This is a genomic window from Mycobacterium sp. DL99, from assembly GCF_004762045.1.
Lineage (GTDB): Bacteria > Actinomycetota > Actinomycetes > Mycobacteriales > Mycobacteriaceae > Mycobacterium.
Genome location: NZ_SJOM01000007.1, coordinates 3,297,906 through 3,318,172, shown reverse-complemented (window position 1 = coordinate 3,318,172; position 20,267 = coordinate 3,297,906). Strand labels below are relative to the sequence as shown.

The window sequence follows — 20,267 nt, the reverse complement described above, 5'->3', positions numbered from 1 at the left end:
TCGACGTGGGGAGCGCACGGGGCACGGCTGGTGCCCGTTCATCTACTGGCTCAGGGCGCATATCCTGATATTGGGACCACAAATCCGGCCCAAATGGTTGCCGCTACGACATCCCAAAGCGACGGCCAGCCATGAACGACGACGCGCTATGCGACGCCCGGACATCCGGAGGCAAGCGATGTTCGAAGAAGCTCGGCTCTATGCGCCGGTGACGCGCACGGGAGATGACGTCACCGTTCACCTGGCTGCCGACCACCCGGGTGCGGTGGACCCGGAATACCGCGCCCGCCGCAACGCGTTGGCCGCCCTCGCGATGGATTGGCAGCCTGGCACACCACCACCAATCGCGACCTATACCGACGCCGAGCAGGAGGTCTGGCGCATCGTCTGCACGGAGCTTCACAGGCTGCACCAGCGGCTGGCCTGCGCCGTGTACCAGCAGGGCCGGGAGCGGCTCCAGCTTCCCGAGGACCGGATCCCACAACTGGTCGAGGTCAACGAGATGCTCAGGCCGCTCACCGGCTTTCAGTACGTGCCAGCGGCCGGGCTGGTACCACTACGTGAGTTCTACGGATTCCTGGCAGACGGAATTTTCCACTCCACTCAGTACATCCGGCACCACTCCGTGCCGCTCTACACGCCAGAGCCCGATCTGATCCACGAGGTGGTCGGCCACGGCAATTCCTTGGCTCATGATCGTTTCGCGACTCTGTACCGGCTGGCCGGACAGGCGGCTCGGCGTGTGCAAACGACTGAGGCGCTGGAATTCTTCTCGAAGGTCTTCTGGTTCTCCTTGGAATTCGGGGTGGTACGTGAGCATGGCCAAGTGCGCGCCTACGGCGCCGGCCTGCTTTCCTCATACGGGGAGATCCAGCAGATCGAAGCGGCCGAACTCCGGCCGCTGAACGTCGGCCGGATGGGTGTTCAGCCATACGACATCACGCACTACCAGCCGGTGCTTTTCTGCGCCGACGGATTCAACGAGATCGAAGACGTGGTCGGCGCGTTTTTCGCCGACGCTGATGACGACATTGTGGAGCGCTTGGTGCATGACGCTTCGGCACCAGCGTAAGCAAGCCCGTAGCCAGATCATGGGTAGGTGATCGCTGGTTGTACGACGGCGACACACTCGCCGAATCCGATGGTGGCTGCGTCCGGGCGATGGGCTTTGGCGGTCAGGATGACTTCGTCACCGTCTTCGAGAAACGTGCGGGTTTCACCGTTGGGCAGTGTGACCGGGTCTTTTCCGCCATGGCTAAGTTCCATCAGGCTGCCTTCGGAGCCCACGGTGGGCCCGGAGATGGTGCCGCTGCCGAGCAAGTCGCCGGGCTGTAGGTCGCATCCGTTGCTGGTGTGGTGGGTGATCATTTGCGCAACACTCCAGTACATGTGGCGGCTGGACGAGCGGGAGATCGGGTGCGGCGCCTCGCCGTCTTTGCGCATCTGCGCCGTGCTGATAAGTACGTACAGCTCAACATCGAGTCCGCCATGCGTGCGGTGCAGGGGACTGTCGAGGTACGGCAGGGGGTCGGGATCTTCCTTGGGTCGATCAACCGGAATCCGAAACGGCGCCAACGCTTCTGGGGTGATGACCCAGGGGGAGATCGTGGTGCCGAAGTTCTTGGCCAGGAAGGGACCGAGCGGCTGGTATTCCCAGGCTTGCACATCGCGGGCAGACCAGTCGTTGAGCAGGCAGTAACCGGCGACGTGGGATTCGGCGTGATCGAGACGCACTGGCTCGCCGAGACGATTCTCGGGGCCGATCCAGACACCGAGCTCCAGCTCGAAATCCATCCGCCGGGTTGGTGCCAGCACCGGTGCCGGCGCATCGCCGGACTTCAGTTGCCCGTGCGGGCGGGTGATCGGAGTGCCGCTGACACGCACGCTGGAGGCACGTCCGTGATAGCCGATCGGAACCCATTTGTAGTTGGGCAGCAGGGGGTCGTTCGGCCGGAACAGAGCACCGATATTGCGGGCATGGTGGATACCGACATAGAAATCGGTGTAGTCACCGATTCGGGCGGGCAGCAGAACGTCGACCTCCGACAGTGGGGTGAGGAACCTGGCAACGGTCTGCTGGTGCTGTGCCCCCTCGACGAGCAGCGAATGCAGTGCCCTGCGCAGAGCGACCCGCGGGCCTGATCCCAAGGCGAACAGGGCGTTAAGCGTTCCGTGCGCGGCAGCTTCCGCCGCCGCCTGTGCCTCACCGGTGAGCAACCCCGACGTGGCGAGTTCTCGCAGGTCCAGGACCGCATCTCCGATACGGACGACGCCATGGGGCCCGTCGTACTTTGTGACCCCGGTCGTGCCGGTCACCACGCCGAACGGCAGGTTTTGCAGCGGGAAGTCGCTGGTGGCATCGGCGGAGGTAACCCAGCTGCGCGAGCGCGGGTCATGCGTGATGTCCAATGCAGGCATTGGCGAGGTCACGGCTTGTCCGGGTGGAACCGCTTGGTCAGACCGCTCCAGCAGTCCGCGTAGTCCTGCTGCCGCTGTGGAAGATTCGCGGCGTAGGTGGTGACCTTCTGCGGGAACCGGGTTTCGAACATGAAGGCCAGGGTGTTTTCCTGTTTGACCGGTTTCAATTCTTCGGTGCTGGCGGCTTCGAATGCGTTGGCGTCGGGGCCGTGTGGGGTCATGCAGTTGTGCAGGCTGAAGCCGCCCGGCACAAAGCCGTTTGGTTTGGCGTCGTAGACACCATGCACGAGTCCCATGAACTCGCTCATGATGTTCATGTGGTACCACGGCGGCCGGAAGGTGTCCTCGGCGACCATCCACCGCTCGGGGAAGCACACAAAGTCGACGTTGGCGGTTCCCGGTGTCTCGCTGGGCGAGGTGAGCACCGTGAAGATGGACGGGTCGGCATGATCGAACAACAGTGGGCCCACGGGGGAGAAGCGCCGCATACCGTACTTGTACGGCGCGTAATTTCCGTGCCAGGCAACAACATCCAGCGGCGAATGACCCAGCTCGGCCTGCCACAGAGTGCCACCCCACTTCACATACATCGTGGACGGGACTTCGCGGTCCTCGTAGGCCGCGACCGGGGTGAGGAAGTCGCGCGGATTGGCCAGACAGTTGGCGCCGATCGGGCCGCGCTCGGGGAGAGCGAAAGAGCCACCGTAGTTTTCGCAGAGGTAGCCCCGGGCCGGACCGTCGAGCACCTCGACGCGAAGTTTCACGCCACGGGGGATGACGACGATCTCGCTGGGTTCGGCGTCGATGATCCCGAACTCGGTCCAGAACCGAACGTCGCCGCGCTCCAGGACGAACAGCATCTCGGCGTCGCCGTTGTAGAAGTAGGCATCAACCATCGACGATGTGATGGTGTAGATGCTGCAGGCAAACCCGGTGCGGGTCCCGACGTCCCCGCCGGTCGTGATCGTGCGAACGCCGGTGATGAACGTGGTGTCCTCGACCGCGGGATTCGGCATCGGCAATGGGTTCCACCGCATTTGGGCGATCGGCACGGGCAGTGCGTCGTCGGGGGCCGAGCGCCAGCACGCAACTCCTTCGGTCTGGACGGGGGTGAATTGGCCCCAATGGGCCACGCTTGGCCGAATCCGGTACAGCCAGGACCGTTCATTGCTGGCGCGGGGCGCGGTGAACGGTGAACCGCTGAGCTGTTCGGCGTAGAGGCCGTAGGCGCACTGTTGAGGGGAGTTCCGGCCGACCGGCAACGCGCCGGGCAGAGCCTCGCTTTCGAAGCTGTTGCCAAAGCCGGACAGATAATCGGTCATCACGTTCTTCTCCTCCTTCGTCGTGAGGTCAGGTGGGGTCGGTGATGAGGCCGAGCCGCCGCAGATCCAGGTCAACTTCCATGATCACTTGGATCCGATCGCCGTCGTCGAGCTGCTCGTGCAGTTCGGCAAATCGGTCGGCCGGGCACACGAACCGTTGGGACAACACGGGATTCGAGATTGCTTGGTCACTGCGGTGCCGAGCTAGCGCGGAAGCCATATCGAGTGCCTCCGGCGGAAACAGACCCGCGTCGTCGACGATGCGGTCGGTAAGGATCCGCGCCGCCGGTAGCCGGGTTTCCGCGTGCATCACAGGTTGCCGCGCTTTTCCTGCTCACGCTCGATGGACTCGAACAGCGCCTTGAAGTTGCCCTTGCCGAAACCGAGCGAACCGTGGCGCTCGATGAGTTCGAAAAAGACCGTCGGCCGATCTCCCAACGGCTTGGTGAAGATCTGCAGCAGATACCCGTCCTCGTCGCGGTCGACAAGGATGCCGCGCTGTTGCAGTTCCTCCACCGATACGCGCACCTCGCCTATACGGGCACGCAGTTTCGGGTCCTCGTAGTAGGCATCCGGGGTATCGAGGAACTGCACGCCCTCTTTGCGTAGCTCGTCGACGGCGCGCAGGATGTCGTTGGTTGCCAGCGCCAGGTGCTGAACGCCGGGACCGCGGTAGAACTCCAGGTACTCGTCAATCTGAGACTTGCGCTTGGCAGCCGCCGGTTCGTTGAGCGGAAACTTCACCCGGTGGTTGCCGTTGGCCACAACCTTCGACATCAGCGCCGAGTAGTCGGTGGCAATGTCATCGCCGATGAACTCAGCCATGTTCACGAACCCCATGACCCGGTTGTAGAAACCGACCCATTCGTCCATCTTGCCGAGTTCGACATTGCCGACGACGTGATCCAAAGCTTCGAATAGACGCTTGGGGGCACCCTCACGTTTGAGGTAGCCGCTCGTCGCCGGCTGATAGCCCGGCAGGTAGGGACCGTCGTAGCGGGTGCCGTTGACCGACCGCTGAACCAGCGTATGTCGCGTTTGCCCATAGGTCGCGATGGCCGCGACTCGCACGGTGCCGTGCTCATCAGACAGGTTATGAGGTTCGTCGAGGACCGTAGCGCCGGCTAGCTTGGCCTGCGAGATGCACTTGTCGACGTCGGGAACCTCCAACGAGATATCGACAACGCCGTCACCGTGTCTGGCGTGGTGAGCCACAAGGGGGCTGTCGGGACTCACCGCGCCCTTCAGGACGAACCGGACGGAGCCCGAACGCAACACGAACGCCTTGTGGTCGCGGTTGCCGTTCTCCGGTCCCGAGTACGCGACCAGTTCCATGCCCCACGTGGATTGGAAATAACTCGCGGCCTCGGTGGCATTTCCGACCACAAAGACAATGGAATCCCAGCCGGTTACGGGAAACGGGTCGTTAGTCAGGTCGTAATCCACCAGGCCCACTAGCTGCTTGAGCTGATTGACGTCCAGGCGGGCCTGCTTCTCCTCGTCAGTCAGGGCGATCTGGTTCGTCATGTTGACATTCTTCTCTCTTCTTCATTGTCCCGATGTCGGGATTGCTCGACGACTTCGCCTTGCGCGAGCACACCGCCGTGCACCCCGACGATCTCTACCAAGTGGTCAGCGACCGCGCGGTCAACGGCAAACCCCCGCCGGGCTGTCCGGCGGCCGCACTTCATCGCGCGAGGGGGTGGAGGGACAGGCCTTGTTGGCTGTGGTGCCAGGTCAATTGCATCCTCGGTCGTGTGCGGGACATTGCGCGAAATGCCCTGGTAGCGTGGGGTATGAGCGCACAACCATCGACATTCCACCCCGCCCATTGCGCCGACGACCTCATCGATGCCTATCTCGAACACGAAGATCGGCTACTCGCCGAAGCCGCAGGCGATGCCACCGGCGCTGGCGAGTACCGCAACCGCGGAGATGACGACGTCCTTGCGGCGCTCATCGCCTGGAAATTGAAGGCGGATGATCGCGGCAAACCGCTCAACGAACAGGACTGGACAAGTCTGGTCCTAGAGCTTGTGCACCGCGCTGCCGCACTGCGACGATGACCCACGTGTAGTACACGGTCTCGCAGCAGCAACCTGATCGCCGGCTGCTCGAATATCGTGAGGACGCCGAAGCGAGGATGGACCTCATGCATGGCCTGAACAGGCCGCGTCGTTCAAGCCTCCAAAGTCGAGTGTCCGTGGTTTTCCGCCATGTTCGATTCCGCCGTATTGGGTGGTGGAACGCGACGTGTAGCGGCATCTCGTAGTGGAGGCTGGGGAAGACTACTTGGGTCCCGCTGTTCGGGTCTGTGGGTTGCGTGTCTCGGCAACCACTGAAGGTGTCGATAGTTTGCTGGAGCTTTTGTTCAAGTGACGGCCCTGCGGAGCAAGCCTCGGTGCGTGTCGCCGTTGCCAACTGAAACTGGATTGCCCACCAGCGGACGGTGCGCTTACCGTCGAAGCTATGCCCGCGGATGCACCCACCATTCTGGCGATCAGTGGCGGAATTGGCATGGGCCAGCGCACGCGGTTCGAGTTCACCGCCATGACCGATTACGCGGTCGCGCTATCCGGTGTCACCGGGCGGCCTCCGCGCGTCTGCCTGTTGGCGACGGCGATGGGTGACGACAAAGCGGTGCTGCACTACCTCACCGAGGCAGCGCAGGTCCGTGGCTTCGTCCCGTCGCACGTGGCGTTGTTCCCGATGCCCACGGTCGACGATGTCACCGCGCATCTACTGGAGCAGGATGTGGTGTGGGTGTTCGGCGGCAGCGTCGCGGGACTGCTGGCGCTGCGGCGGCTGCATGGCGTGGATGAGGCGCTACGCATTGCGTGGCACGCCGGGGTGGTATTGACCGGCATCTCGGCCGGCTCCATCTGCTGGCATGCTGGCGGCACCACTGATTCGTTCGGCCCGCAACTACTGCCTGTTACCAACGGGCTGGGGTTCCTGCCTTACGCCAACGGCGTGCACTACGATTCTGAGGATCAGCGCCGGCCGCTACTGCATGAGCTAGTTGGTACCGGAGTTCTGCCATCAGCGTTTGCCACCGATGACGGCGCGGGCCTTGTTTACCGCGGTCCTCAGTTCGTGGAAGCCGTCGCCGAAAAAGACACAGCGGGAGCGTATTTCGTCGAACGACGTGGCGCTGCGGTGATCGAGACCGCCCTCGATGTCCGGCGGTTGCAGCGCTGAACATGATCGGTTTCCGGCCCGTCATCGATGAGGACTTCGAGTTCATTTTCGAGCTGCACAAGACCACTTTGGGACCTTATGTCGATGCCGTTTGGGGGTGGGTAGACGAGGAGCAGCGTGACTACCTGCGTCGCGCCCTCAGCGTACAGAACAGTCAGGTCATCGTCATCGATGGCGTGGACGCCGGCAGGCTAACCGTCGAGCATCGCGACCGGGAGGTGTATGTCGGCCTAATCGAGATCAACCGCCCCATGCAGGGCACCGGTATTGGCAGCCACATCCTGCGCAACGTTCTCGATGACGCAATTGATGAAGGAAAGTGCGTGCGGCTCAACGTGCTGGGAGTGAACACCGGCGCCTATCGCCTCTACAGTCGGCTGGGCTTCATCGAAGTCGCGAGAGAGGAAGTCGCCGGTGTGAGCGGCACATCGCATCTACGCATCGAAATGCTGGCGCATCCAACGGCACCCGGCTAACAGATGCCCTTCAGTCAGCATTATCAAGGTCCAGGTTGTTTAGTAGCGACGCGACTTTGAGGCTGTGCACCTACCGAGTTCTGCCGCCCGCCGATGTTGCGCTATATCTTGATATCTCGATCGACGATGGTAGGGCTGCCGCTCTTAGCGAGGCTGAACTATCCCTCGCGCTGGCTGCACTGACCCGGACATCGGTTCTGTACCCAGCCCCAGACCTTGACAATGACAGCGCGTACTTGGTTGCGACGGCAGATGGTCGCAAGGTGCGTTGTCGGCTTGAGGAGGTCGATTCGAGCGATGACCCGGCTTATCGGGTCGATGTCGTGGAGAGCGTTGTGGCTGATCTCCCACGGGCGAGGGTGGAGATCATTTCCGCAGTCCTAGAACATGAGCGCCTTGATACGCCGCTCTCGGATGCCTTTCTGGCCGAGTATCCGAGGGGCACGACGGCGAGTGTGGAAGGGCGCGTTCGTTATTGCCTGTGGGTGTGGGAGCGGTTGGTCTGCCGTCTTACGAACGATCGGTGGGGTGCTGCTGGTCGCTACCACAGGGCACCGTTCCGACGAGATCTTGAGGCCCGTGTGTTTCGTCAAGTCGCTTGGCCCCGGCTGTCGTCACCAACTTTGGCTCCGCACTGTTCTGAGTTCCGGTCAAGCACGGTTACGGTGGATCGGTGCGTCACGCGATTTATGTCCCGCTGTTCGGCGCGCTGTCTGATCCGCGTGCCATTACGGAGATCGCGGCAGCTACCGAGCAGCGCGGCTGGGACGGTCTGTTCGTATGGGATCACGTCCTGAGCCCGGTCGAGGGACGATGGGAGATTGCGGATCCCTGGGTCGTGCTAGCCGCCGCAGCGACGGTGACTGATCGAATCCGATTGGGTCCTATGGTGACTCCATTACCACGGCGGCGTGTGCTTAAGCTCGCACGTGAGACGGTGACCCTAGACCGGCTTAGCCGGGGGCGCTTGATAGTGGGCTTGGGCACTGGTGGCGACATCGCGCGGGAGTATTCGGCGTTTGGCGAGGATGCTGATCCACGTCGGCTTAGCGATGTGCTCGACGACGGCACCGCGGCGCTGACGGCGTTGTGGGCAGGCGACACGGTGACTCACCGCAGGGCGATGATCGTCGAAGGTGTGGAAGCGATTCCAGGACCGGTTCAGCAGCCGCGCATCCCGCTGTGGTTCGGCACCGCACGCACCACAGGTAAACCGATCGATCGCGCTGCTCGATACGACGGCGTGTTTCCGCTCGGAGCAGACGCGGACGCCATCGGCCGTGTCGCCGACGCAATCGAGCACGCGCGTGGCGGCCGTGAAGGCTTCGACATCGCCGTCGCGGTTCGCCCAGGTGACGACCTGGATAGGTTCGCCACCGCGGGTGCAACCTGGGCGATGCACGCCTTTTGGCCCGGGCATCGCCCAGATCAGGTGCTGCGGGTCATCGACCGCGGGGCTCCGGTCTGACAGAGGCGGGGTCCTATCCCGTCCTCTTTCGACGCGCAACGCCTTTGGAGGTGCGTAGTCGGTAGGACTGGGTGCCGGTTTCGAGGATGTGGGCATTGAAGGTGATGCGGTCGACGATCGCGGCGACCAGCCGTGGGTCTGGGAAGACGGCTCCCCATTCGCTGAACGGCAAATTGCTGGCCAGCCCGATGCTTGCTCTGTCCTCGCGCTCGGTGATGATCTGGAACAGCAGCTCGGCACCGCGGGGGTCAATCTGAACGTAGCCGACCTCATCGAGCAGCAGCAGATCCAACCGCCCGTAGCGGGCCACCACACGCGAGAGGACACGTTCGTCGGCGGCTTCGACGAGTTCGTTGACCAGCTGTGCGCAGGTGACGTAGCGAACCTTGCGGCCCTCGCCAAACCAGCATCCCGTGGTGACCGGGTGCGTTGGGCCGGAACGCTTGGACACAATCATCGACCAGCGTTACGCCCAGCGGCGCACCGAACAGACCGCTACCCCCAGCGGGTCCAGGTCCGGAGGAGCCTCAATGATCACAACTTCAGTGGGCCAACGACTTTCGCCAGGAAGCCCAGAGTGGCGACACCAGCTCTGATCCGGCCGACCCGTTCGGAAATGATTCATCTGATGAAAACGGAGTACTTTACTCGCACCCGCCAAGATCATCATGGGTGATACCGGTTCCCTGGCACTGGGCGGCATCATCGCAGGCCTGTCGGTAACCAGCCGCACCGAGATCCTCGCCATCATCCTGGGCGCGCTGTTCGTCGTCGAAGTGACCTCGGTCGTCATCCAGGTAATCTCGTTCCGCACTACCGGCCGACGGGTGTTCCGAAATTCTCCGCTGCACCACCACTTCGAACTACTGGGCTGGCCGGAAACCACATTGACCATTCGGTTCTGGCTGATCGCCGCCATCGCCTGCGGAATCGGGATCGCGCTCTTCTACAGCGAATGGCTGACGACTGCCGGAATCTGAGGCCCCCAGTACGTCAGCGGGCGGCGCACCAACAAAGGTTGCGTGCGCTGCACCGAGACAAGATGTGATCAGTCTCGTTTCTTTAGATGTGAGACAGCCCCAGGGTCGTGTGGGGTGATGGCGGTTCTGCGGCACCGCTTCTCATCAGTTGGAGGTAGTGACGACCGCAGCGGCAAGGAGGTCATCAACGAGGCTGCGGAGCCTGCTCGCGGGACTTCCTTTCGGATACAAGCCGGCGACGCTGAGGCTACCGACGATCACGATGTGCAACCGATCAGCGAGTTCGTCGCTGTTGTTGACCTTTAGCCGGGACGTGAGTCCTCGCAACCGGCGGTGGAGTTCCTCTTCGTGTTGAAGGCATCTCGTTCGGATCGCGTGATGCTCGGTATCGTCGAATTCAGCTGCGGTGTTGAGGAACGCGCACCCACGGTAGTTTTCGGAGGTCGCCAGGTCTTGGATCCACGCGATCTGCGCGTCGAGTTCGTTCCTCGGATCTGGATGGGCAGCTGCCGTGTGATCCCATGCGGCCCAGAAGTTTTCGTCGCGGCGTTCGAGAACGGCCAGGATGAGGTCGTCTTTGGTGGGGAACCAGCGGTACAGGCTGGCCTTGGCCATGCCGGTTTGACGGACGATTTCGTCGATGCCAACAGCGCGGACTCCGTGCGTGTAGAACAGCGCGGTGGCCACGTCAACGAACCGCTCCCGGACAGCAACACCACGGACCTGCTTGGGCTTGTCTGTCATGGTTGAGTTGCCGGGTCAATGACGATGGCGGCCTTCCCGACACCGTGGCGATCTAGCACCCAGTGCTGGGCCTGCGCAGCGTGATCGAGCGGGAACTGTGCACCGACGACCACGCGCAGACCACCGGTATCGACCAAGGAACTGATGATCTTGAGTGCTTCGGGATCGGGTTCGACCAAACACGAATGGGCATGGACGCTGCGTTCGGCGGCAAGCTGCTGGTAGTCAGGAATGGACCACGCCGTCGCCAACGCCACATGGCCGCCCGGGGCAAGATGGTCGATCAAGGATCGCCCGAAGTCGTGACCCACCAAATCGATGACGGCATCAGCGGTCCCTATCGTGGCCAGGGCCTGTCGGTCCGTGTAATCAATACAGACGTGCGCTCCCAGGTCGGTCAACACTTCGTGATCGTGCGCACGCGCGAGTGCGAAGACGGTCGCACCACGGCCCGCTGCGAGCTGCACGGCCAGGTGGCCGACACCACCGGAGGCGCCGCTGATCAGAACCCTTTGTCCAGCATCGACTTTGGCGGCGGCCAGCATCTGCCACGCGGTCAACGCCGCCATCGGTAGGCACGCTGCTTCTGTGAACGACGCCGAAGCCGGCATGGGTACCAGATGCTGTGCGGGTACGGTCACGTACTGGGCATAGGTGCCCGCAGGGTAGGGAAACCACGCCAACCCGAAAACGCCGGTCCCCACCCTGAGGCGGGTGACACCGTAGCCGAGCGCATCCACGACGCCGGCGACATCCCACCCGGGAATGAATGGCAGCCGCATCGACTGTTCGTAGCCGGCGTTGCGACCGGTGAAAACGTCGATGGGGTTCACCCCGGCCGCCTTCACCCTAACGCGGACCTCACCGGCCGCTGGCTCTGGGCGCGGCAGGTCAACGACCTCCAGTGGCGATCCCCACTCGCTATGGCGCGCGCCACGCATCGTGGCGCTACTCGGGCGCCGTGCTCCGACGATCACTGTGCCCGCACCAGCGCTGAGGCATCGACGCCGCACTGGCGAGCTACGGCGGCGACATCGAAGTGAAAACTCTCCCAACAGATTCGGCCCTCGTTGAACTGGAACAAGATGAAGACCGGTACCGACGCCCTCTGGCCGTTCGGAATAGCACCGTTTGTGGTGAAGGCCGGGGTGAACGATGCCCGCCCCCAGCTGCACAGAGTGTCGGTGTCCATGCCATGCCCCTCGAGCTGGACCTCGTAGTCCGGCGCGAAGGCGAACCAGCCGGCGATGGCACCTTCGATGTCCGGGCCCACGTAGCGGGTTCCCAGACAGGGCGATTCGAGCACACCATCGGGGTGATAGATCGCCATCGCCGCGGCCACGTCCTGACAACTCTTGGCCCGAGCCAACTTTTCGACAATGCCGACTGCTTGTGCCGCATCGACATAGTGATTGTCGCCCACCTCAACCCCCATCTATCGAGACCGATCTGTCTTGATGGTACACATCGAGGGTCGAAGTCGGCTCACAGCGGATATAGGTCCAGTCCGTCCGAGACAGGATGTGATCGGCCTCAAATCACTAGAAACGAGACACCGCAGGTCGAGGTCTTTGGGGCGGGCACAACCAACTCGACTGACACCAGCCGCAATACCGACGACCGCCAGCTTCAATGCGAAAACCGCCAGATGCAACAAGACCGGACAGGCGGAGTGGGCGTGATTCATCAGATGAAAACGGCGACGTTTACTGGTAAGTCGCCATATTCGTCTCCGTCGTATTCCAATCGATGCGTAACAGCGGATCGGTTGGAAGGTAACAGGGGAGAGGCGCTGACTGCTGGCCAGATCGCCATCGGCGGCTGGTGCGCCTCGAGTGTCGCTTTGCGGCATGGGGTGTTTGCTGAGCGCCCAGGGCCAGCAGCCCGACCGTCACTGCGGCGGCGATGGCCCGAACCCGTCGGTGCTGGCGTACGCCGGCGGTCTGGGCCGCAGCGGAACCTACGATCAGACAATGACCGGCTCTGCCTTTGAATGGCTCCCCGATCGTCACATTGGTGTCGCGGCAACCCTGTCCCACTCGGACGAGCTGATCGGGCAGATTAGCGAGCTACTGTTCCCGTACCAAACACAAGAGGGTGGCATCGTCCGCTTGCGTGAAATCCGGCATGGATCGGTCAGTAGGACGGTGGTCGACGGTGTAGTCCCCATCCCTAGAAAACTCCCTCTGCTGGTTGCGGACGCACTGGTGACTCTGCGTGCCGCCATCGAACACGCAATCTTCACGGAGGTCGAGTTCCTCGATGGATCACTCGATGAAAAAGCAGCCAGGCTAGTTGAAATGCCCGCTGCGGGGTCGTGGGAAGCCTTCGAAGAATGGAAGAAGAAGCGACGCAAGAACGGATCGCCGTCACTTCAGACTGGGAGCGAGCTTGTCCGACGGATCGCAGCACTGCAACCGTTTCACCGCAATCAGCATCCAGAGCTACATCCATTGGCACGGCTGGTGGCCCACACGAACCACGCAAAGCATCGAACACCAGCCGTCGTGGCTATCGGCCTGGCAGGGATGTACGAGGATGCCAATGTGCCACAGTCGATCGATGACCTTCGCCGTGGCCCAATGGGACCTCTGCGCGTCGGCGATGTTCTCGCCGAGACGCCCCTGGGTACGCGAGTCCCGGTCACGATGTTCCCGGTCGTCGGCATCAATCGACCTGGGACTGACGATTGGCCGGTGCTGCTGAAGGAGCTAGACGAGATCGGGACATGGGTCCGTGAACAGGCGGTGCCTCGCTTGATCGCAGGTGGTGAGCCGCGGAAACCTGCGCTCCCTGCTCGCTACGACATCTCAGTCGCGCACACTGATGAGCGACGGGCGATCGGATTAGGAAAACCGACCACGGCAGCGGCGCATCACACTCTTCGTCTTTCAGCCGCTGATGGCCGTCGGGAGCTAATCGAGCTTGTCGGCTCTATTGAAGGTTCTCCGGGAACCACGGTGCTCATCGCGTGGCTGGACGCGCTGTCTGATGAAGATGTGAATAACAAAAGGAAACGCTTCGCAGACACCGCCACGCGTCGTGGCGGAAACGCGCATCGATCACTCGCTGTCTTGGTGAATCTCCGCGACGAAGCGATAGCGTTCGCTGTGCAACAGGGTTTGTCGTAACCGTCGGGAGATCGTACGAATCTAAAGGGCGCCATAATCCATTGGCGTAGAGGCGCTTTGATCGCATCAACCCTGTCGCCGTGGGTGAGAGGGCACACTCAGATGGCACTGCCATCTATACGACGCGGACGGTGACGGTCCGCTAGTACCTCGGGCTCAGACCTTCACTCCAACGGCTCGGGCGTGAAGGTGACGTCGACTCCGCCTACAGTCATCGTCACCTGACCTTCGATCACCATCACCTGCGCCGAGACCCGTCGATCGACAGTCTGGGCCAGTTGCTGCACGGGTGCGTGCGGTATCTGCACCACCGACAGGTTCGGCAGCCCCGCCACTTTGGGGCCGACGGTGCGCCACCAGGTGGCCACGCCGGCGGCAAACGGGAATAGCAGCACCTGGTCGGCCTGGCTGGCCGCCTTGGCCAAGGCGCGTTCGTCGGGCTGGCCGACGTTGATCCACTCCAGGATCCGGCCGGTGTAGTCGGCGAGCCGCAAGTCCGGTACGCCAGGGGTGGACAGGCCCGCCCCGAACGCCAACTCGCCGTCGACGTTGCTGAGTCGGTGTGCGCGCAGCCCAAACGCCAACAACCGCACCACCATCCGCTCATCGGTCTCACTGGGATGACGGGCCACGGTCAGCGTGTGATCGGCGTAGTAACCGTGATCGACATCGGAGACGCCAAGCTCGACTTTGAACACTGTTGCAGAAAGGGCCACGTCATAGTGTCCACCCAGGGGGTGTACCCCGAGCAATCGGGCCGCTTTGAGTGGTCAGGCCGCCGCGCTAGCCGTCGGCGTGGAGCACAGCGTGTGCGAGGTCCTCTGCGGCTGCGGCGACGGCCCGTGCCCGCGGGACAGCGTCCGCCGCGTCATCAAGGGTGTCGAGGAGAGCCTGAGCGGGACTGGCTGGGGAGGCGCCGTCGTCGATGTCGTCATCGGCGATGGCTAAGGTCAGTTGATCACCGGTGTCGGCGGGCGCAGTGTCAGGGACACGAGGCCCCTGCGGTGTGTCTGGCAACAGCGCGAACACGATGGAGGAATACAGCGAGGTGAGTCAGGCTTTGCATAGAGGCTCGCAATGGTAGCTGTGTCGGCGCTGGTGCTTTCGGGTAAGGGCGGCACAGCGAAAACGCTATGGCAGATGATGCTGGCGGGGGAGGCCTCGCGGGCCGGGATCTCCGCGTTGTTGGTCGACGCAGACCCAGAGCGAAATCTGTCTAACCACTTCGGAGTGTCGCAGCATTCGACCGGCTTGGGTTCAGTGCTTGAGGATGCCGATATCAGTTTTTGGGGGAATCCCGACAAGGGCGCGAAGCGAATCGATGAGGAGATCATTGAAACTAGATGGCCCGGTATCGATTTGCTGCCTGCAGGTGCTTCCTTAGGCCGTGTTGCGGGCTTCGGCGTACCGGACACCGGATTGTTGCGGGCCATCTTTGACGCTGCCGACATCTTTGGCCGTTATGACATTGTTTTGATCGACACAGGCGGCCGCACTGGCTCTCTGGAAGCCCTGGCAATGCATCTAGGTGATGTTGCGTACGCGCCGATCACTCCGACCCTTGATGCGGTACGCAAAGCCCGCGAGGCCCGTGACAGAGTCGAGCGTATCCAACGAACGCATCCACTCAAGTGGTGTGGTGTGGTTCTATCCGGTTTCGACAGTAGAAACGGCATCGACCAGTCGATCAGGGAACGGGTACAGACGGAATTTGGCGATGAGGTCCGTGCTGAACTGCCACGGCGGGCCGTCATTAATGAGGCCTTTCAACTCGGAAACCGACTCGGTGATTACTCCGACGCAACCGCGAAGAATCTCGCGCGAATCTTCCGAGATTTCCTGGAACACGACCTGCTGGGTCGAAACACGAGCGACCAGTGACGGCGGCGAAATACGGTGGGGAACAACGTGAGAACGAGTGTTGTATGCCGTGTGACTGGCATTCCGCCATATTCGATTCCGCCGTATTTCACCCGGTAAAGAGATGCACCGACGGGGTTCGGGCACAGCCAGGTGTCATGCGCGAGATCGCTACAAGTTGTTGCCGGCTGCCGATGATCGGACGTCTGGTTGCCGGCGGAGTGTCCGTAGCGTAGGGGAAGCGCCCGGGACGTGCACCCACCGGTGCCGACTCAAGCCAAAACGATTGCAACGCAGATAATCGCGATCCACGCCACGCCCAGTACCTGCAATACGCGGTCTTGCAGAACGATGTCTTCGGGCTCGCCGGCAACGCCACCGTCGACGTCAACTGCGTAGCGCAGGACTGCGATGGTGATCGGGACCATCGAGACGGCAAACCATGACCCGGAATGGCCGTCGCGCTCGAATGCCCACAGCCCGTAGCACACGACGACGGCGGTGGCGGACATCGTCCACACAAACCGCAGGTACGTGCCGGTATAGCTCTCAAGCGATTTGCGGATCTTGGCGCCTGTCCGCTCTGCGAGTTGCAGTTCGGCATAGCGCTTGCCTGCAACCATGAACAGCGATGCGAACGCCATCACCAACAAGAACCACTGCGACAGCGGGATACCGGTGGCCGCACCACCCGCGATCGCTCTCATCAGGTAGGCCGAGGAGACGATGCAGATATCAAGCACGGCTTGATGTTTGAGACCGAAGCAGTAGCCGAGCTGGATCGCCAGATAGACCCCGATCACGAGCGCGAGGGATGGTGCAATCGCCGCCGAGATCGCCAGCGTGGTCGCGGCGAGCGCGATTGCCAGTGCGTAGGCGAGTGCAGGGGAGATCACCCCGGCGGCGATAGGCCGGAAGCGCTTGGTCGGATGCTGGCGGTCGGCCTCCACATCACGGGCGTCGTTGACGAGATAGATCGAGGATGCAGCCAAACTGAACGCCACAAACGCGACACCAACCTTGAAGAAGAGATCACCGTAGTCGTAGCGGACATCGCCGCCGAGAGTCGCCAGAGGTGCAGCCACCACCAGGACGTTTTTGATCCATTGCCGAGGTCGCAGGGCCTTGATGATGCCGACGGCCCGGTTGGGAGGCGGCCCGACTCGGGTCAATGCTTCTTCAGCCACAAGTGGTGATTATCGCCGGGCGCTTCCACCTCACGTCCAATGACGCGCCTGATCATCAGGCCGAATTGGCGCGGTGTGGTGCCCGAGGCGGTCTTCTTCTTGCGGGCCTCGGTGGCGGTAACGGTGACAAGGTCTTCGACGCCGCAGCCGAGGATGTCACACAGGGCTGCCAGCAGCTGTGCGAGCGAGTGGCGCCCGGCTCAGCTGTACCGCGCTACAAGCGCGCTGCCGATCGAAGCGAGGTGGTCGCGCACGCCCTGCGGGCCGGTGACTTCGAGCCATTCGGTGAGCCAGGCGAGTTCGCCTGCGAGGGCGTACTCGTTGCGGCCGCGGATCACGATCTCGATCCGGCCGTCGGGGGTGGAACCGCCAACTTCGAGGCGGCCCCCGAGCACCATCCGGAGCAGGCCGAGCCCGTCGGGAGCGCACACGGCCTGGGCCTCGAGCGGAGTGCGCTTTCGATCGACCGCGTCCGCGATCTCACGCCAGCTCTGGGCAAGGTCGAATCCCTCGGGTCGTAGGACGGCATCGTGGGTCAACTCGACCGAGGAGACACGGTCGATTCGGAAGGTCCGTTGTCCGGCCTCCGTATTGGAGACCAGGTACCACGTCGGCCTCTTGGCGACGATGCCCAGCGGGTGTACGGTCCGCTCGGTCCCCGAGCCCTTACGGTCGACGTAGCCGAGCCGTACCTGGACACCGCGGATCACCGCCTCTTGCAGTTCGTCGAGAAACCGGGGTCGTCGGGGCTCGGGCTGGCTGGATCCCCAGTGCCGCGGGTCTACGACGACTGATGTCGCGGCCGCCTCAGCCTGCTCTCGGAAGGGCTCAGGCAGCGCGCGTACGAGTTTGCGCAGAGCGGCCTTCACGCTCGGGGTTGCCGTCGAGGCGGGTCCGGCTACCAGAAACAGCGCGCGAGCTTCGCTCGCGGTCAGCCCGGACAGGTCGGTGCGAGCGCCACCCAAGAGGCGCCACCCGCCCCCTCGGCCCGGGATGGCGTACACGGGCACCCCGGCGCCGCTCAACGCTTCGAGGTCTCGGCGCGCAGTGCGCTCGGACACCTCCAACTCCAGGGCGACCTCCGGTGCTGTGACCTGCTCGCGCTGTTGCAGAAGGAGGAGAAGGGCGACTAGCCGGTCGGCTCGCATGCAACCACACTTGCACATCAAACTGGTCATAAGGTGACCGGTTTAGGTCGGCACAATGGCGCCATGATCACATCGACGATGTCCACCACGGACCACCTCAAGGATCCCCGGCCAATCCTCGACCGTGCCATCGCCACCGGAGGGGCCGTCATTGCCGGCGTCCGACCAGAGCAACTCACGGACCCGACGCCATGCACAGACATGGACGTGCGAGCACTGCTCGCCCACCTCATCGGCGTGCTTGACCGAGTAGCCGCACTCGGCAACGGCGAGGATCCCTTCGCAGTCATCGACACACCTGTCGCCGACGATCGCTGGCCCGACGCGTGGCGGGAGTCGGGGAGACGAGCCGCGGATGCCTGGAGCGACGACGCCGTGCTCGAACGACCCATGGCGCTGCCGTGGATCGAAGGCAGCGGCGCCCAGGTGCTGGTGTCCTACTTCTCCGAGCTGACCGTCCACACGTGGGACCTTGCGACGGCGACCGGTCAGCAGCCCGACTGGGACGACACAGTCGTCGCCACGGCGTTCGACGGGGCGCGGCAGATCCTCCCGGCCGCGAACCGCCGAGCTCTCTACGAAGAGATCTCGGCCGCGAGGGGTTTCGACGAAGTCGCCGTCCCGTTCGCCGAGGCTGTTCCGATCTCCGACGACGCGCCCGCCATCGACCGCCTCGTCGCCTGGAATGGCCGGGATCCGCTCCGCCGATCCTGACGGAGCGGATAGATGCGGTTCGACATCGCGGCTGGCCCGCGACGCCACGGGCGGGCGAGCGGACTTTCAAAACCTTTGGGCCACAATCTAAAACGGAGCACTTTACTTGACATAATGTAGCTTATCGGCGTATAAAGCATGCGAGTTATGTTGAGCTGCAAAGTGATTCACTGGAAAGTAATAAGCGGGTGTCGTTTGCAGTTGACCTACAACTTTTCACTGATCCGCCTGCCGGTGCACTGAGTCCACTACCGGATCGTGTGACGTTGTGATGCTTCCGAGTTCGTTGCGTGATCTGCTGCTGCCCAGGTCCGCGACAACGCGTGGTCACCGCGTCGCTCTCGGCAAAATATGTTGCGCTGCAATGGATTACGATTCGCTTCCCATGCAAGATGTCGCCTCGCACGTGCGGAGCTCTATGCCCACTTTTTCGTCACTGTGACGTATCAGATCTCGGGTCAGGCCGATCATCCGCCACATGTCGCGAACCTACTCTGTCTGTCGAATCGGCTTCCCAAACGGCGATCTCCGCATCTGGTAGCGGCTCATCGAACTCTTCCGGTACATGGACATTAGCTGTCCGAATGGACGCGACGGCGTCCACTAATCAAATCGCTGTCATTTCAGCAACCTCGGCGGGTCACGAAGGGTGATACGCCGCGGGAATCAAGCGATCGGACGGCGTACGCTGATGAGCCATCTGCGATTTGCGCCGAGCCTACTGGTCTGCAAGATAGCCGGCTATGCCGCGTCGGCCGGCTGGCAGGCCTAGATTCGCTCCGCGGCTCAGGGCAACTGAAACGTGTTCGGACCAATCTGGGCAACTTGCGCCAACAGCCCGCGCCCTGTGAGGTCGTCGACCTCGACTAGCTGTCCAATTGTGGTAGGCCCTCCGCCTCCACCAAACTCGTCCCAGATCATGGTCGGATCCGGCGGTGGCCTGTCGTCATTGCCGGCGGGTTGCCATAGCGGGTTCCCGCCCCCAAATCCGGGTCCATCGTCGGCCGGAAGCCATTTGGGATCTACCGGACCGCCTCCCGAGCCGTCCGGATCTGGGTAACTGTCGCCCTCCTGACTCTTCTTCGGGTCTCCATCGCCCTCGGGCTCAGGTTCGGGCTCAGGTTCGGGCTCAGGTTCGGGCTCGGGTTCGGGTTCGGGCTCAGGTGCCGGGGCCGGGGCCGGATCGCGGCCCCATGCCTTCTTAACGGCTTCGTCCGATGCATCTTCCGCGGCTGCAACCGCCTTCGCTAGCACCCACACACCTCCGCCAAGAATGACGGCGTACGCGGCGACGTCCTTGCCTAACCCCTCCACCACAGCGCCGGTGGCCTTCTCGGCGGCCCCGCCGCCCACGGACCCGAAAACACGTCCGGCCGCGGCGATGACGCCTCCTACCACGGCGGCACCCTTGCCGACTGAATCGAGCATGTCAAGGGTGGCATGCCCAAACCCCTTCCCCGTTGGGTAGTCGCCCTCTGGGGATTCGACTCCCCCTCCTCCGAGGCTGCCTGGACCGCCGGGCGTGGGGTCGAAACCGTTGAATGGTCCGCCGCCAGAGCCGAACCCGCCAGGACCGTCGAACCCGCCAGGACCGAACCCGCCACCGAAGCCACCCGGA

The 20,267-nt window shown here is 62.9% G+C and carries 18 protein-coding genes and 4 pseudogenes; 10 read left to right on the top strand and 12 right to left on the bottom strand.

Annotation, left to right across the window (positions count from 1 at the left end):
• The first annotated feature begins 178 nt into the window (after positions 1 to 178).
• Complete coding sequence (locus EYZ64_RS16305; protein ID WP_135454748.1) at positions 179 to 1,072, top strand: phenylalanine 4-monooxygenase; 894 nt, start codon at positions 179 to 181, stop codon at positions 1,070 to 1,072.
• A 17-nt stretch (positions 1,073 to 1,089) separates the two neighbouring features.
• Here the strand turns inward: EYZ64_RS16305 and fahA are convergent, their stop codons facing one another.
• The 4 genes from fahA to hppD are packed head-to-tail and all read right to left on the bottom strand — an operon-like array spanning position 1,090 to position 5,267.
• Positions 1,090 to 2,430, bottom strand: coding sequence for a fumarylacetoacetase (gene fahA, locus EYZ64_RS16300; RefSeq protein ID WP_286174978.1), 1,341 nt, complete (start codon positions 2,428 to 2,430; stop codon positions 1,090 to 1,092).
• Positions 2,427 to 3,740 (bottom strand): homogentisate 1,2-dioxygenase, encoded by a 1,314-nt coding sequence (hmgA, locus tag EYZ64_RS16295; protein WP_135454746.1) that lies wholly within the window; start codon positions 3,738 to 3,740, stop codon positions 2,427 to 2,429. The genes fahA and hmgA overlap by 4 nt, the downstream gene beginning before the upstream one ends.
• Positions 3,741 to 3,768: 28 nt before the next feature.
• Positions 3,769 to 4,050 (bottom strand): hypothetical protein, encoded by a 282-nt coding sequence (locus EYZ64_RS16290; protein ID WP_135454744.1) that lies wholly within the window; start codon positions 4,048 to 4,050, stop codon positions 3,769 to 3,771.
• Positions 4,050 to 5,267 (bottom strand): 4-hydroxyphenylpyruvate dioxygenase, encoded by a 1,218-nt coding sequence (gene hppD / locus EYZ64_RS16285; protein ID WP_135454742.1) that lies wholly within the window; start codon positions 5,265 to 5,267, stop codon positions 4,050 to 4,052. The genes EYZ64_RS16290 and hppD overlap by 1 nt, the downstream gene beginning before the upstream one ends.
• A 41-nt stretch (positions 5,268 to 5,308) precedes the next feature.
• On the opposite strand from hppD, the pseudogene EYZ64_RS32780 reads away from it, so the two are divergent.
• The 4 genes and pseudogenes from EYZ64_RS32780 to EYZ64_RS16265 form a co-directional block, all read left to right on the top strand.
• Positions 5,309 to 5,401: pseudogene (locus EYZ64_RS32780) on the top strand (ATP-binding protein); the annotation flags it as partial.
• An 808-nt stretch (positions 5,402 to 6,209) separates the two neighbouring features.
• Positions 6,210 to 6,941, top strand: coding sequence for a Type 1 glutamine amidotransferase-like domain-containing protein (locus EYZ64_RS16275; protein WP_135454738.1), 732 nt, complete (start codon positions 6,210 to 6,212; stop codon positions 6,939 to 6,941).
• Between the two features lie 2 nt (positions 6,942 to 6,943).
• Entirely contained in the window at positions 6,944 to 7,417 is a 474-nt protein-coding gene (locus EYZ64_RS16270) for a GNAT family N-acetyltransferase (RefSeq protein ID WP_135454735.1), read from the top strand.
• Between the two features lie 673 nt (positions 7,418 to 8,090).
• A complete protein-coding gene (locus EYZ64_RS16265; protein ID WP_135454734.1) occupies positions 8,091 to 8,885 on the top strand; it encodes an LLM class flavin-dependent oxidoreductase in 795 nt (264 codons plus the stop codon).
• 13 nt (positions 8,886 to 8,898) lie between these two features.
• On the opposite strand, the pseudogene EYZ64_RS16260 reads toward EYZ64_RS16265, so the two are convergent.
• A pseudogene (locus tag EYZ64_RS16260) lies at positions 8,899 to 9,282 on the bottom strand (ATP-binding protein); the annotation flags it as partial.
• Positions 9,283 to 9,535: 253 nt separating this feature from the next.
• On the opposite strand from EYZ64_RS16260, the pseudogene EYZ64_RS16255 reads away from it, so the two are divergent.
• Positions 9,536 to 9,865 (top strand): annotated as a pseudogene (locus tag EYZ64_RS16255) (phospho-N-acetylmuramoyl-pentapeptide-transferase); the annotation flags it as partial.
• Positions 9,866 to 10,009: 144 nt separating this feature from the next.
• Here the strand turns inward: EYZ64_RS16255 and EYZ64_RS16250 are convergent.
• The 3 genes from EYZ64_RS16250 to EYZ64_RS16240 are packed head-to-tail and all read right to left on the bottom strand — an operon-like array spanning position 10,010 to position 12,032.
• Positions 10,010 to 10,609 carry a TetR/AcrR family transcriptional regulator gene (locus EYZ64_RS16250; protein WP_135454732.1) on the bottom strand — a complete coding sequence of 200 codons (600 nt, stop codon included), beginning with the start codon at positions 10,607 to 10,609 and terminating at the stop codon, positions 10,010 to 10,012.
• Positions 10,606 to 11,550, bottom strand: coding sequence for an NADP-dependent oxidoreductase (locus EYZ64_RS16245; protein WP_286174977.1), 945 nt, complete (start codon positions 11,548 to 11,550; stop codon positions 10,606 to 10,608). Before EYZ64_RS16245 ends, EYZ64_RS16250 begins: the two co-directional genes overlap by 4 nt.
• 32 nt (positions 11,551 to 11,582) lie before the next feature.
• Positions 11,583 to 12,032, bottom strand: a complete 450-nt coding sequence (locus tag EYZ64_RS16240) for a nuclear transport factor 2 family protein (protein ID WP_286174976.1) — start codon at positions 12,030 to 12,032, stop codon at positions 11,583 to 11,585.
• 550 nt (positions 12,033 to 12,582) lie between these two features.
• Between EYZ64_RS16240 and EYZ64_RS16235 the strand changes: the two genes are divergently transcribed.
• Entirely contained in the window at positions 12,583 to 13,740 is a 1,158-nt protein-coding gene (locus EYZ64_RS16235; protein ID WP_135454726.1) for a hypothetical protein, read from the top strand.
• 164 nt (positions 13,741 to 13,904) lie between these two features.
• Here the strand turns inward: EYZ64_RS16235 and EYZ64_RS16230 are convergent, their stop codons facing one another.
• Positions 13,905 to 14,456 carry a YaeQ family protein gene (locus EYZ64_RS16230; protein ID WP_135454724.1) on the bottom strand — a complete coding sequence of 184 codons (552 nt, stop codon included), beginning with the start codon at positions 14,454 to 14,456 and terminating at the stop codon, positions 13,905 to 13,907.
• Between the two features lie 91 nt (positions 14,457 to 14,547).
• Between EYZ64_RS16230 and EYZ64_RS32240 the strand changes: the two genes are divergently transcribed.
• Positions 14,548 to 14,688, top strand: coding sequence for a hypothetical protein (locus EYZ64_RS32240; RefSeq protein ID WP_210115518.1), 141 nt, complete (start codon positions 14,548 to 14,550; stop codon positions 14,686 to 14,688).
• 129 nt (positions 14,689 to 14,817) lie between these two features.
• A complete protein-coding gene (locus tag EYZ64_RS16220; protein ID WP_135454720.1) occupies positions 14,818 to 15,621 on the top strand; it encodes a ParA family protein in 804 nt (267 codons plus the stop codon).
• 251 nt (positions 15,622 to 15,872) lie between these two features.
• Here EYZ64_RS16220 and EYZ64_RS16215 read toward each other — a convergent pair whose 3' ends face one another.
• The 3 genes and pseudogenes from EYZ64_RS16215 to EYZ64_RS16205 form a co-directional block, all read right to left on the bottom strand.
• Positions 15,873 to 16,787 carry a decaprenyl-phosphate phosphoribosyltransferase gene (locus EYZ64_RS16215; protein WP_135454717.1) on the bottom strand — a complete coding sequence of 305 codons (915 nt, stop codon included), beginning with the start codon at positions 16,785 to 16,787 and terminating at the stop codon, positions 15,873 to 15,875.
• A pseudogene (locus EYZ64_RS32450) lies at positions 16,769 to 16,966 on the bottom strand (hypothetical protein); the annotation flags it as partial. The gene EYZ64_RS16215 and the pseudogene EYZ64_RS32450, both read right to left, overlap by 19 nt.
• A gap of 21 nt (positions 16,967 to 16,987) precedes the next feature.
• Positions 16,988 to 17,935, bottom strand: coding sequence for a helix-turn-helix transcriptional regulator (locus tag EYZ64_RS16205; protein ID WP_135454715.1), 948 nt, complete (start codon positions 17,933 to 17,935; stop codon positions 16,988 to 16,990).
• Positions 17,936 to 17,998: 63 nt separating this feature from the next.
• Here EYZ64_RS16205 and EYZ64_RS16200 point away from each other — a divergent pair, with 63 nt between their 5' ends.
• Positions 17,999 to 18,649, top strand: a complete 651-nt coding sequence (locus tag EYZ64_RS16200; RefSeq protein WP_286174974.1) for a TIGR03086 family metal-binding protein — start codon at positions 17,999 to 18,001, stop codon at positions 18,647 to 18,649.
• The last annotated feature ends 1,618 nt before the right edge of the window (positions 18,650 to 20,267 follow it).

Excerpts from the sequence above, each read along its gene's own strand:
- EYZ64_RS16305 (WP_135454748.1), top strand. The coding sequence starts at position 179 with ATGTTCGAAGAAGCTCGGCTCTATGCGCCGGTGACGCGCACGGGAGAT.
- hmgA (WP_135454746.1), bottom strand. The coding sequence starts at position 3,740 with ATGACCGATTATCTGTCCGGCTTTGGCAACAGCTTCGAAAGCGAGGCT.
- EYZ64_RS16290 (WP_135454744.1), bottom strand. The coding sequence starts at position 4,050 with ATGCACGCGGAAACCCGGCTACCGGCGGCGCGGATCCTTACCGACCGC.
- hppD (WP_135454742.1), bottom strand. The coding sequence starts at position 5,267 with ATGACGAACCAGATCGCCCTGACTGACGAGGAGAAGCAGGCCCGCCTG.
- EYZ64_RS16275 (WP_135454738.1), top strand. The coding sequence starts at position 6,210 with ATGCCCGCGGATGCACCCACCATTCTGGCGATCAGTGGCGGAATTGGC.
- EYZ64_RS16270 (WP_135454735.1), top strand. The coding sequence starts at position 6,944 with ATGATCGGTTTCCGGCCCGTCATCGATGAGGACTTCGAGTTCATTTTC.
- EYZ64_RS16250 (WP_135454732.1), bottom strand. The coding sequence starts at position 10,609 with ATGACAGACAAGCCCAAGCAGGTCCGTGGTGTTGCTGTCCGGGAGCGG.
- EYZ64_RS16245 (WP_286174977.1), bottom strand. The coding sequence starts at position 11,550 with ATGCGTGGCGCGCGCCATAGCGAGTGGGGATCGCCACTGGAGGTCGTT.
- EYZ64_RS16235 (WP_135454726.1), top strand. The coding sequence starts at position 12,583 with ATGACCGGCTCTGCCTTTGAATGGCTCCCCGATCGTCACATTGGTGTC.
- EYZ64_RS16220 (WP_135454720.1), top strand. The coding sequence starts at position 14,818 with ATGGTAGCTGTGTCGGCGCTGGTGCTTTCGGGTAAGGGCGGCACAGCG.
- EYZ64_RS16205 (WP_135454715.1), bottom strand. The coding sequence starts at position 17,935 with ATGCGAGCCGACCGGCTAGTCGCCCTTCTCCTCCTTCTGCAACAGCGC.
- EYZ64_RS16200 (WP_286174974.1), top strand. The coding sequence starts at position 17,999 with ATGATCACATCGACGATGTCCACCACGGACCACCTCAAGGATCCCCGG.